Raw genomic sequence first — 12,335 nt, forward strand, 5'->3', positions numbered from 1 at the left:
AGGCATTAAATCTACTTCAACTCCAGCCCCGTCCATTTGGCGAGGAAGGCGTAGATGTCGGAATATTCCTCGATCAGCTTGTCCGTCGGCTTGCCCGAACCGTGGCCTGCGCGGCTTTCGATGCGGATGATCTTGGGCCGCGATCCGGTCTTTGCCGCCTGCAGCGCGGCGGTATATTTGAAGCTGTGCCCCGGCACCACGCGGTCGTCGGTGTCCGCGGTGGAGACGATCACCGCCGGATAATCGACGCCCGACCGGATATTGTGATAGGGCGAATAGGTGAGCTGCATCCTGAGGTCCGCCTCTTTTGCCGGGCTGCCATAATCGTCGACCCAATAGCGGCCCGCGGTGAAGCGGTCGAAACGGGTCATATCCATCACGCCGACGGCGGCATGGCCCGCGGCGAACAGGTCCGGCCGCTGGTTCAGCGACGCACCGACCAATAGACCGCCATTGGAGCGGCCCTCAATCGCAAGCTTGCCCTTGGCGGTGTAGCCCTTGGCAATCAGATATTCGCCCGCCGCGGCAAAATCGTCGAACACATTCTGCTTGTTCATCAGACGCCCCGCATCGTGCCAGGGCTTTCCATATTCGCCGCCCCCGCGCAGATTGGCGAGCGCGAAGACGCCGCCCGACTGGATCCACGCCATGCGCGTCGCCGAATAGGTCGGCGTCTGCGAAATGTTGAACCCGCCATAGCCATAGAGCAATGTCGGCGCGCCCTTGCTGAGGTCGAGGCCCTTTTTGTGGACGATGAACATCGGGATCTTCGTGCCGTCCTTCGACGGGTAGAAGACCTGCTCGATTGCAAAATCCGCCGGATTGAAGCTCAGCTTCGGCTCGGCAAAGGGGCTCGACTGGCCCGTGCGGCTGTCAAAGCGGTACACCGCGCCCGGCTGGTTGAAGCTGGAAAAGCCGTAAAAGGTTTCGGGATCCCCCGGCGTACCGGAAAAACCGCTCGCGGTGCCGATGGCGTTCAATGAGATTTCCTTGGCCGGACCACCGGCAAGATTGGTCATCATCGCCATCGATTTCGCGTCCTTGATATAGGACAGGATCAACCGCTCGCCCACAATCTGCGCACGGGTCAGCGTTTCGGCGCGTTCGGCGACAATATCGGTAAAGACCGGCGTCTTGCCCGACAGGTCCACCGACACAACCTTCAGGCGCGGCGCATCCTTGTTGGTCACGAACCAGAGCTTGTTGCCCATTCCCTCGACCAGTTGCCATTCATGCTCCAGCCCCTTGACCAGCGGCGTCGCCTTCCACGACGGTTTCTTGCCGAGCGGCATGATGTGCAGCTCATATTTCTCGTCCGTGCCCTGCGCCGTGGTGATCAGCGCCCATTTGCCGTCATGCGTGACTTGTGCGCTATGGCCATATTCGGGCTTGTCGGGGGTCGCATAGATGGCCTTGTCCTCCGACTGGGGGGTGCCGATCTTGTGGTAATAGATGGTCTGGTTGTAATTGAGCTGCTGGAAAGCGGCGCCTTCCTTGGGCTCGGCAAAGCGCGAATAGAGGAAGCCGTCATTGCCCACCCAACTGATGTTGGTGAACTTCGCCCATTTGATCTCGTCGGACAGGATCTTGCCGGTCGCGGTGTCGAGCACCCGGATCGTCCGCCAGTCGGAACCGCCATCCTGAATTGAGTAGGCGAGCAGCTTGCCATTTTTCGACGGCACCCACGCGTCGAGCGCGGTCGCGCCGTCCTTTGCCCATATATTGGGGTCAATCAGGACACGGTCCTTGCCCGTCAGCCCCTTGCGCACATAGAGCACCGACTGGTTCTGCAGCCCGTCATTTTTCGTGAAGAAATAATTGCCGCCCGCCTTTTCCGGCAGGCCGAAACGTTCATAGTCGAACAGCTTCTTCATCCGCGCGGCCAGCACATCCTTGCCGGGCAGCGTGTCGAGATAGGCATCGGTCACCTTGTTCTGCGCCTTGACCCAATCGGCAACGGCGGGGTTGACGCGGACATCATCCTCCAGCCAGCGATAGGGATCGGGAATTTTGATGCCAAAGGCGGTGTCGACGACATCGACCGTCTTCGTCTGCGGATAGGTCAGGCCGGCCGTCACATCCGCCGCCATATCTGCCCCCATTTCCGCTGTCGCCGCATCATCGGCAAAAGCGCCCTGCGACCCCGCCATCGCCATCAACGCAACCCCCAACCAAAGTGCTTTACGCATTTTTTCATTCCCTATCTCGCAAGAATCTGTCGCCCCACGCCTAATGCGTTGCGCGGCGAAGGCCAATAGTTTCCTTTGGCTTTCCGATGGGGACGGGCTGGTGAACACCCTCTCCCAACGGGAGAGGGGGTGAGTTAACAGTCGCTGCCCTGCGCTGGCGGATAGGTCGTGCCAATTTTTTCGTCAGAAGAAAAAAGAGAAAGAAGGAAAAAAGGAGAGATCGAAACGCATCCGGCCCTTCTTTCTTCTTCTTTCTCTTCTTTCTTCCATATAATCCCCTGGCACTAACCTATAGTCAGGCCCGAACGGGATGAATGGCCGCTTTTATTGTACTGGGCGGGCAGCGGGAATGTCTGGAATGTTGTGGAAAGCGGACTACCCCCGCTTTCAAGTTAGGCAGCCAAACACAGCGTCGTGCCAAAACATTTGTGGGTCGCAAAACCAGTCTCGGTTGGCTTCCGTCTCGAAGCGAGCGAATGGGCGCATATCGAGGCTGTAACGAAAGCCCAGAGCCAGCAGTTGCCAGAGGTCATCTTTCTCTGGATGGCAACTCAAACGAACGACTAGTCCCCGCTCACCTTCACCGTTCACGCTAGAAACGCTGGGGATGCGTTCAAGCCATTCAAAATAAGCGCGCTCATCGGCTTCATGATAAAAGACAACACCGGAGTTCATGTGTTCGAGTGTGAGTAGATCTTCAGTCATTCGCTCAGGTAACAGACCTGAACCGATGTCCGCAATGTTGTCATTTGCCGACAGTCCGGTTTAGCGAATTTGCGGTGTTAGCTGACGTTTCTTGATTCACACCGACTTTTGAGGATCACCAGACCGCCGCCTCCACGAAACAGAATCCAGATTAATTGCTCAATTTTGTGTAGCCCTTCGGCTTCCACCTTTTAAAAGCCTGTCTTCCCAATAGGTTATGTTAGCTTCGTCCTCATGAACAGAATAATATTGGAGAAGACGGTCCGCAGCTTTCATGTCACCGGCCTCAGCGCGCTTCGTGAGCGCGGTAATTTCCTTTTCTGACCACTGCCAGCCGACGCGAATGTCCGGTGCAACTGCTAGATCGCTCTCAGGCATGGCCTCTCTAGCCTTTTGAAGCCGCTCAAGCTTCATTGTCGCTTCTTTATCTCCTGACTGTGCTTTAATCGAAAGCTGTGCCTCTTCTGTTGCACTAAGGTGCTGGTTTTGCGTGGTGCGGTCCGAACAACCAAATGTCGCACTCGCCAATAGCGCCATCGTCGCAGTGGAGTAGAATCGCCTCATGATTTGAACTTCCTCCATCGACCCGGGCCGCGCACGATAGCATACTATAAGTCGTGAACGAACGTCTGCTTTGTTGTCGTTTGCCGACAGGCCGCTTTTATCTCAATTTGTCGAAAAGCTGCCTTTCATTCAGATGATTAACCAACGACAGGTATTGACGGCGTGAAATAGTTGCCTGAATGTCTGGAATGTTGTGGATTTCTGACGTTACATTCGACCGTTTCATGGCTATTCATTCCTAAATGCAGAACCGACCCTACAAACTCAGCAAACATTCAATTTTGGTCGCGTTAAGATTGCTTGCGACTGCAATAATAACTGCATTCATCGGAGCGGTCCTAAACTTCTTTTACAGGAAGTTTTTCGATCCTGAAGCTTACGCCGCAGAGCCGAACGTCATCCGGGCAATCTTCTCATATGCTTTGACAATACCTTTCATCCTATTCGCGTTGATAATCTTAGGCCTGCCTACCTCCTACTTGCTGCGTCGTTTCAGCTTGGAAAACTGGCTAATCTATGCCCTTTTCGGAGCCGCCCTAGGTGTAGGTTTTCTCTACGCGGTGCTTTCATACCTCACTCCTTTCGGAATAGTTGCAGGCGCGATTTACGGTAGCATCTGTGCCATCATTTGGTTTGCCTTGAGCCGAAAGTTCTGATGTCCGCTTTGTTGTCGTGTCCTGATAGTCCGGTTTCGGTTTAGATTCCCAAATAGCAGACATATCCCCCTCTCTCCTTTAGGGGAGAGGTACGTAGTCTTACGGCTTTAGCCGTTAGACGGAGTGGAGAGGGGGAGGTTGGGCATGAACTTCGCCGTTGGAGCCCCTCTCCAACTGCGCCTAGGCCTTTCGGCCAAGGCTTCGTATCCTCTCCACTGAGCCGCAGGCGGCCGGAGGCCAACGGGAGAGGGGAGTCTCACACAAAGACACAAAGGCGCGAAGAAGAGCATCTTTTTTGATCTCCAGCCGTTCCCCTGGAGCCGAAGGCCTGAAGAGCACAAGTTGTTTCACCTTCGGTGATTACATTCCAGGGTGACGGTGCTTTTCTAAGTACTTCGCTTCTTATGACTTCCCTTTGTGCCTTCGTGTCTTTGTGTGAGCAAAATTATCCCAACGTAGCAGCTCCCAGACAGTCTCGAACGCGTTCCCGTTGCCCCCGCGTCCTAAAGCACCCTGATCCGCGGCGTCCGGTTTTTTCCGCGCAGCAGCAGTGCCCAGATCGCCCAGACCATGGCGTCGGCGCGATCGGGGCTTTTGCCTTCGCCTTCATAGCCGCCGGGGACGAGGCCGCTGAGTTCCGTCTCCAGCTCGGGAAATTCACCGGCGAAACAGGCGCGGCCATTTTCGAACAGGGCGGCGACGGGTTCGGCGCGGGCGGCCTTGCCCACTGCGGCATGGACCAGATCCACCGGCAGGGTCGCCGACGCGGCGAGCAGGACGGTGCGGACCATCGCCCCGCCCTGGTTCCGTTCGGCCACCACACGGTCGGCGTCATAGTGGTGCGCCGCCTCGGCCACCGCCCGCGCCCACCCCTCTGGTGAGGCACCGGTCACTGAATGGTCGGCCAGCACATAGGCGATGCCATCGGCGGCAAGTGCGCATACGATGATGCCGCAGGTGCCATTGGCCGAAGTGGGCGGATCGACGCCGATGACGGTGCGGACAATCTCGTGGGGCAAGGCCGCCACCCGGCACCGGGCGATCAGTTCCAGCGGCCACAGGCTGCCCTCGACATCGTCGAACAGACGCCCCTCCAGTTCCTGCAGCGCCAGCCGCGTTCCACCATAATGCGCCTTCATGGCCTCGATAAAGCGCGGGGGCAGATGCGGATTTTCCGACGTTGCCCCGCCCGTCCGCACGCTGTCCGCCGCCTCCAATATCCGGCGCAGCAAGGGTAGCGCGCGGGGCGTGGTCGTGACCGCCGCGCGGGGGAACGTCCCCATGCGCAGGCCCATCTGCATATTGTTCCAGCTATCGACCGGATGTTTCCATTTGGCGAGCTCGTCGGCCCAGGCGAAATGATGCTCCGGCCCGCGCAGCCCTTCGGGATTGGCACCCGAATAGAGTGTCGCCTCTGCGCCATTGTTGAACCAGAGCGTGCGCTGCGCCGCGGACCATTGGGCGATCTCGCCTTCGGACGCCAGCCGCTGCAGGCCGGACGGCCCTTCGACCATCACCCGTCGCGCCTCGTCCAGCGTGGCGGCGACCAGCGCGATGCGGCATCCGGGATGGGCACGCATCTGCGCCAGCACCCATTCGGCCCCGGCCCGCGTCTTGCCAAAGCCGCGCCCCGCCATGATCAGCCAGGTTCGCCAGTCGCTGTCGGGCGGCAACTGCCCTGCATGATGAAAGGTCCGGAAATCGCTGTTGAGCGCCAACGTCGTGCGCTCGTCGAGATGCCCGATCGCGGTGGCGCCATAGGGGCCCTGGACGGCGTTGAAAAAACGCTCGCTCATTTCTGCGCAGCCCGGGCCATGCGTTCGCACTTCTCGATGATTTCTGCCTTCACCTTCTCGACATCGACCGGCGGACGTTTCCGGTCGTAGCGGCGCAGGCGGCCATTCTGACGCAGACGTGCCTCGTAAAGTTGCGCCACACGGATCGCCTGATCGACTGACATGTCCGCAAATTCGGGCAGCGGCGGTTCCTGTTGCGCCAGCAGATTATTGGCCGAGGTCAGCAGCGACAGCGCCAGCCGTTCGGTGGCAAGGGCCACCACCTCGTCCCAGCGCTGGTCAAAGGCGGGCCAGATCTTGCGGCGGTTGTAGAGCGCCGTGGTCGACATGCCGATTGCCCGCGCGGCCTCCCGCACATTGCCTGTTTCGGCGAGCCGAGTGAAAAATTTCTCCTCCACCTCTTCGTTCCAGCGGCCTTCGCCGGTCGCCATGACGCAGGTCTTCCCGCTGCGCGATGACCGGATGGTGCGCGGGCGACTGTCGTTCAGCGCGACATCTTCGGGCACGCGCCCCGCCGCCAGCGCCGCCCGCCCTGCTTCGAGCGCGGCGGCCCATAGTTGGGCGAAATGGGGATTGCGTTTGCGGTACTGATAGGCGGTGGCGTGGTCGATACCGGCGATCCGTGCCGCTTCGCGGACATTGGCGCAGCGGCCGAGCGCACGCAAAAACGCCCGCCGCCACTCAGGTGGCGTGGTTTTGGAAGGCATGGGATTTCCTTTGCTTTTTTGGGAAAGTCAAAATGCGGACGCTGTTGGTCCACTTTTCGTGCGCTTACCTATTTAGCGTCACCATGTCAAGTTTTTTTAACCTATCTGGTTATTCATTCGGATCGGTCGGGATCGCTTCGTCGGTCCATCTGCCGCCATGCCAAAGCCATGGCCCAGACCACGCCTACAACGAACAGCAGGCTTTCGAGCGCACCGGACACCATCGCGCTGACCGGGCCGAAGCCATTTTCGCCCACCAGCGCGCCAATCTGGTCGGGCCGCAGTTGTGATTGCGGCAACATCTGCGCCACCGCGATCAGACTGCCCCCCAGCAATCGTCCGCCGAGCGCGGGGATCGCCACCCCGATCCCGATGCCGATCAACGCGGCGGGCCACAATCTGATCGGTCCGGAACGCCGCGTAAACCACATGCCGAGTCCGACAGCGGCACCGATGACTACACCTTCGATACCGCCGGTGATTGTCACAGGCGAACTCCCGTAGATCAGGCTGAATGCGTCCAGCCCGAGAAGCTTGACCGATCCACCGATGATCATACCCCCCATGGCGCCGGCTGCCATATGGCCGGCCCAGTTCGCCCGCCGCTGCACCGCGGCGGAAAGCCCGAGGCATATGCCTGCCGAACCCAGCATCGAAAACAGAACCGTCAGCGCCGTCATGACCAGGACGACGGCGCTATCGTTCTGGGCGGTCTGGCCCGCTGCGACAAATCCGTAAAAAAGCCCGCCGATGACACCGGCCACGCCGCCCCCGACGACACCCGCGCCCGCCAGCAGCCAATAGCGCGCCCAGTCGAACCTGTATAAAGGCGGCGCCTCAAGAAGCGCGGACCCCGAAAAACCGACAGGCGCAGGGGCGACCTGTATGCTTTCGGGCGCGCCTTCGCTCACTTCGGCGATGAAGCGATAGCCATATTTGGGGACCGTCTCGATAAAGCGCGGGCGGGTCGCATCGTCACCCAGCGCGCGACGCAGCGCCTTGACACATTGGGTCAGCGCCTCATCCGTCACCGGCACGCCGCGCCAGACTTCTTCCAGAAAACGTTCCTTCGACACAAGCGCGCCCGGCGCGCCGACCAGCAGGGCCAGGGCGTCGAAATACCGTCCGCTCAGATCGACCGGCACCCCGTTTCGGGTCAGCAGCCGATTTTCCCGATCAAGCCGGAAAGTATCGAAATATAGGTACGCCGCATCCATTTTTCACCAATTGCTCATGGGCCCATCATGCTGCTCACCCCCTAGTGTGCCATTCCTTTGCCGACAATCACCAAATGGGGCAAAAATTTGATGAACAAGATCGGCGTGGGGGGTCCCGGTCCGGGACGGATTCCAATCTGGCGGATTTTGGGTTGGGGTACCGCAGCGTTGTCGATCTTGACGCCCTGGCTGGCCATGCGGTTCAACCCGGAACTGGGGTTGGAGGCGCATGACTTCATCTTTGCCACCGTTGTCATTGGCATCACCGGCGCCCTTATCGAGCTGACCATTCTCCTCACCGCCAATTGGTTTTCGCGCGCGGGCGGGTTCGTCGCGATCCTTGCGGGCTTTCTGGTCTTCTGGTCGAACCTCGCCGTCGGCATGATCGGCACAGAAGGCAATAGCGTGAACCTGTTCTTCGGTCTCGTCCTGCTGATCGCCATCATCGGCGCATGGCTGTCCAGCCTCCACCGCAATGTCCTGCCCGCCGCGATGCTCGCCGCCGGGACCACGCAATGCGCCATCGGCCTGCTCGCCGGCATATGGGGCAGCGATTTCAAGGGCGGGGTGCTGACCGTCGCGATGTCGACATTATGGTGGATTTCCAGCCTTCTGTTCGCCATCGCCGCCAAGCAAAAGGCGGCGGCGGATTAGGCCCACCCCGCCGTCACGACGCCAGAAAGCGCGCGAGCGACGAGGTGTCGATGGCGCAATGGCCGCCATAAAGCGGATGCCACTCCACCGAAACGCCCCGCTCCGCCGCCTGGGTAGCAAGCTTTTGCGACCCTTCGAAATTGCCATAGGCATCGTACAGACCATTTGCGAGATAGAGCGCCGGATAGGTCGCATCGGCCCGCTTCACCAGTTCCAGCGGAGAAATCCGCTTCCACTCCGCCTCGTCGGCGACATAGCTTTTCGACAATAGCCACACGCCAAAACCGATTTTGGGATCGGCACCCGTCCGTACAAGTGCGGCGCGCATGGCGGACAGGGACGCAAAGGGCGAGATGGTATAGACCCCGGGGCAGAGCGCGGCGACCTTCGCAAAACGCTGCGGATGGCTAAGGCCCGCGATCAGGACATTCAGTCCCCCCATGGACTCGCCCAGCAACATCCGCCGCCGCGGCACGCCGGTGTGCGCATCCATCTCGGGCAACCTCGCCATGAAATCCGCGAGCAGCCCGCTCTCCTCTTTCCTGCCCTTGGGGACAAGCAGCCAGGTCGGACCGTAGGAGACAACCACAACCACCGGCGGCACCATCCCGCTCTGCTGCCAATAGGCCTGCACCATCGCGGTCCAGTAAGTGTCGTCGTTCCAGATATGCGCCTCCAGCTTGCGGCCGTGCAGATGATACACCACATCCGCGCTCGTCCCTCCCTTCGCGCGGTAAATGCAATATGTCATGGACCCCGCCACATGGCAGCTTTTCTTCGCGGGAATATAGGCAACCTTCTGGCTGCCCTGCGGCGCCGTGATTTTCGTCCACGCATACCAGCCGCCAAGAAGGAGCAGCAGAAGGATAAGCCATTTCCGATAGGGCTTGCGCAGCAATTGCATCTCGGCACCGGACCCCTGTTGAAAATGGCGTGATGTGTGACGGCGGATGCTAATGCGTTTGGGCTTTCGCGGCAAGGCAGGGCGGTGCCGGGGCGGGGCGGGGCGGGTGTGGGTGATTTTTTCGCTCAGAAGGAAGAAGGGGAAAAAGGAAGAAGGCGTTGTGGTGTTTCTTGGGCGTCAGGCCCCGCAAAACACATTTTCCCCAACCCGCCGCAAACCTACCCGTCCCGCGTGGATTATTGCGGAGCCGATGCCATCAATCTAATGGCTATGAAATGACGCAGGGCACTAAACCGGTTCAACTTCATCCTCCCGTAGTGCGGTCAAGGTTCATGCAAGTCACCTGCTTCTCAATTGGTGGGATAATATTCTTACTATCCCCGATTTTCCTCGCTGATTGGCGTTTAAGGTCGATGATAGACTGGAAAGAGTTTTGGATACTGCTGGTCGTTTTTTGGGCAAACAGCGCGATGCTTATTCGCTCAGGATATTCTCATCGTCGCCTTAGAGCGCAAGAAATGAGCATGTTGGCAGAGCATGATCGACGCATAGCCGCCTTGTTCGAGACAAGCGATAATTAGCCTATGCTCTAAATGTTGTCATTTCTAACCAGTCCGCTTTGGCGAATGTGTAGCGGAATTGCGAAGTTCAGTTATGTGCCACTGTTTTTGAGTACATCTACATGGTGCCGCATCCACTCTCTCTTGAAGGTTGCATAAGTCTCATTTTTTTGGCGAATGTCGGCATCATCTGCCCAGTGGCTTAGTTGTTGCCACGCAGAAAATTCCACCGAATTAAGATCGAGCGGGTTCGGCACAGCCGCATCCAATTCATCTGGATCAACGTCACCACCGTCTATGACGTGCTGGAGTGTTTCCAGCAAATAAGATTTCACAGCAGTCATTGCGCTAGCATATTAAACTACCGAAGGTTCGCAATGATGACGTTCAATTGCAGTCCGGATTGGCCGATTTGTTGTGGCTAGCTGACATAAAGATGGTAGGGTCCAGTTGTCCGAAGGAGTGTTCCAGATGATTGGTGTACTTACCGCTCTTTCTCTTGTTGCTGCCCCGCTGGCTCCGCAACCCACAGCACCAGAAGCTACTGCCGAATCATTCCTGAAAGCGTTCAAAGAGATGGATGAGGTGCGTTTCGACAATTTCTTCGCGCCGGACGTAACTATGTTTTTTCCTGAAGGCCCATTTCCCGATGACCGGATTGAGGGGCGAGATGCAGTGCTTGCGGCATTCCACAGCTTCTTCAAATTGGTGAGAGAGCGCGGCAGAACCTCTCTTAACATCGCTCCCGTCGAGCAGCAGATGCAAGTATTTGGCGACGTTGCCGTGCTCACCTTTGAACTTCACGGCGAAGAGACGATTGGACGGCGTTCCATTGTATTTAGCAGGCTCGGCGGCGATTGGCGCATCGTTCACTTTCACGCTTCGGCAGTGGATAAGTAGCCTCGAGAACGTCCGCAATGTTGTCGTATCCGGAAAGTCCGGTTTGGCCGCTTTGTTGTGGAAAGTAGACGTTCGCACGGGTAGGCCTCTGCTTATGCGATACATCCTTCCTGCCATCTTGACCTGCACCGTCTTCGTCCTGCCTGCTCAAGCTGAGCCAAACCTTGAACGAGGTTTCGACGGCGCGCTTAAAGGGTGTGAGGAATGGCTGTTGAATCCCGCAAGTTGGATCGACGGAACGGGTCCCTTCATCAAGGCTGTAGGGCTCGGGGAGCAGATGGGCCGTGTTGACAAAGTAGAAGAGGTAAACCTTCCGCCGAAGCCAATGCGACGAGCGAACCACTATTGGCGCATCAACTCCACTTCGACTGCTGGCTATGTTCTTGTGGTGTCCGATCAACTGCCCATGTGTCATATCACGGGCGGCGGCGGCACGGATCTGCAGCCGAGTATCCAGACCGTTTTGTTATCGGCGAACTTCAACGGTCGCTGGGAGCAACTAAAAACCAATTCAGAAGGTGATTTGGTATCGACAACGTTTCGCAACCGGCAAGAGCCCGCACTGTCCATGATCATCAGTCGAGCAAAGCAGGCGGGCCAGAGGCTGGATAGAGTTCAGGTGATCGCAACCGCCACTTACCAAGTGGGTAAGTGACCTACATCAGAAAGCTAGGCTAACGTCCGCAATGTTGTCGCGTCCTGATCGTACGCTTTCGAGCCGGATTTCCCATTAACAGACATCATTCCACTCTCTCCTTCAGACGGAGTGGACAGCGGGAGGTGGGGTGGTCGCTTCACCGTCGCGGCCCCTCTCCAACTGCGCCTAGGCCTTTCGGCCAAGGCTTCGTATCCTCTCCCCTAAAGGGGAGAGGGGGCAAACGACGCCTTCTTCCTTATTCCCTTCTTCCTTCTAGCGAATCCAAAAACCCCCACCGGCCGGCACAACAAAAAAGGGCGGCACCCTTGCCGGATGCCGCCCTTTAAATTCAGTCGTTGAAGCCGGGATTATTCGGCGTCGTCGTCCAGCATTTCGACCGGACCGCTGTCCTGGCCCTTGGCGTCGACATTGCGGTCGACCAGTTCGATGACGCCCATCGGGGCGGCGTCGGAGCCGCGGAAGCCGGCCTTGATCACGCGGCTGTAGCCACCATTACGGTCGGCATAGCGCGGAGCCAGTTCGTCGAAGAGTTTCTTGAGCTGCGTGTCGTCCATCAGACGGCTCATCGCCAGGCGACGGTTGGACAGGCCACCCTTTTTCGCAAGCGTGATCAGCTTTTCAACATAGGGACGCAGTTCCTTTGCCTTGGGCAAGGTGGTCTTGATCTGTTCATGCTTGATCAGCGACGCCGCCATGTTGCGAAGCATCGCGGTACGGTGCGCGGTGGTGCGTTGCAGCTTACGTTGGCCAACTTTATGGCGCATAAATACTTCCTTCGTTTGTAGGGGGGCCGTGTCAGGTACCCCGATCCAGGCCCGCTTGAGG

General features: G+C 58.4%; 12 protein-coding genes. 3 read left to right on the plus strand and 9 right to left on the minus strand.

Annotated features, from left to right (window positions below; translation table 11 throughout):
* Positions 1–11: 11 nt before the first annotated feature.
* From FOM92_RS09800 to FOM92_RS09825, 6 genes are all read right to left on the minus strand, one after another.
* The gene (locus FOM92_RS09800; RefSeq protein WP_425473382.1) at positions 12–2,189 is read right to left on the minus strand and encodes a prolyl oligopeptidase family serine peptidase; all 2,178 of its coding nucleotides are present in this window, start codon (positions 2,187–2,189) and stop codon (positions 12–14) included.
* A gap of 387 nt (positions 2,190–2,576) precedes the next feature.
* Positions 2,577–2,894 (minus strand): hypothetical protein, encoded by a 318-nt coding sequence (locus FOM92_RS09805; protein WP_143776697.1) that lies wholly within the window; start codon positions 2,892–2,894, stop codon positions 2,577–2,579.
* Positions 2,895–3,053: 159 nt separating this feature from the next.
* Complete coding sequence (locus FOM92_RS09810; RefSeq protein ID WP_143776698.1) at positions 3,054–3,458, minus strand: hypothetical protein; 405 nt, start codon at positions 3,456–3,458, stop codon at positions 3,054–3,056.
* Positions 3,459–4,617: 1,159 nt separating this feature from the next.
* Positions 4,618–5,910, minus strand: coding sequence for a DNA-packaging protein (locus tag FOM92_RS09815; RefSeq protein ID WP_143776699.1), 1,293 nt, complete (start codon positions 5,908–5,910; stop codon positions 4,618–4,620).
* Entirely contained in the window at positions 5,907–6,617 is a 711-nt protein-coding gene (locus FOM92_RS09820) for a hypothetical protein (protein ID WP_143776700.1), read from the minus strand. Before FOM92_RS09820 ends, FOM92_RS09815 begins: the two co-directional genes overlap by 4 nt.
* 113 nt (positions 6,618–6,730) lie before the next feature.
* A complete protein-coding gene (locus FOM92_RS09825) occupies positions 6,731–7,834 on the minus strand; it encodes a winged helix-turn-helix domain-containing protein (protein WP_143776701.1) in 1,104 nt (367 codons plus the stop codon).
* A gap of 90 nt (positions 7,835–7,924) precedes the next feature.
* Here FOM92_RS09825 and FOM92_RS09830 point away from each other — a divergent pair, with 90 nt between their 5' ends.
* Entirely contained in the window at positions 7,925–8,488 is a 564-nt protein-coding gene (locus FOM92_RS09830) for a hypothetical protein (protein WP_143776702.1), read from the plus strand.
* 13 nt (positions 8,489–8,501) lie between these two features.
* On the opposite strand, the gene FOM92_RS09835 is transcribed toward FOM92_RS09830, so the two are convergent.
* Both FOM92_RS09835 and FOM92_RS09840 read right to left on the minus strand, forming a co-directional pair.
* Positions 8,502–9,392: an alpha/beta hydrolase-fold protein gene (locus tag FOM92_RS09835; protein ID WP_143776703.1), complete on the minus strand. Its 891-nt coding sequence runs from the start codon at positions 9,390–9,392 to the stop codon at positions 8,502–8,504.
* 652 nt (positions 9,393–10,044) lie between these two features.
* Positions 10,045–10,296, minus strand: coding sequence for a hypothetical protein (locus FOM92_RS09840; RefSeq protein ID WP_143776704.1), 252 nt, complete (start codon positions 10,294–10,296; stop codon positions 10,045–10,047).
* 127 nt (positions 10,297–10,423) lie between these two features.
* Here FOM92_RS09840 and FOM92_RS09845 point away from each other — a divergent pair, with 127 nt between their 5' ends.
* Both FOM92_RS09845 and FOM92_RS09850 read left to right on the plus strand, forming a co-directional pair.
* Positions 10,424–10,852 (plus strand): YybH family protein, encoded by a 429-nt coding sequence (locus tag FOM92_RS09845; protein ID WP_143776705.1) that lies wholly within the window; start codon positions 10,424–10,426, stop codon positions 10,850–10,852.
* Between the two features lie 94 nt (positions 10,853–10,946).
* Entirely contained in the window at positions 10,947–11,507 is a 561-nt protein-coding gene (locus tag FOM92_RS09850) for a hypothetical protein (RefSeq protein ID WP_143776706.1), read from the plus strand.
* 350 nt (positions 11,508–11,857) lie between these two features.
* On the opposite strand, the gene rplQ is transcribed toward FOM92_RS09850, so the two are convergent.
* Positions 11,858–12,274, minus strand: a complete 417-nt coding sequence (rplQ, locus tag FOM92_RS09855; protein WP_143776707.1) for a 50S ribosomal protein L17 — start codon at positions 12,272–12,274, stop codon at positions 11,858–11,860.
* Between the last annotated feature and the right edge of the window lie 61 nt (positions 12,275–12,335).

This window comes from Sphingorhabdus contaminans, assembly GCF_007280415.1.
Classification (GTDB): domain Bacteria; phylum Pseudomonadota; class Alphaproteobacteria; order Sphingomonadales; family Sphingomonadaceae; genus Sphingorhabdus_B; species Sphingorhabdus_B contaminans.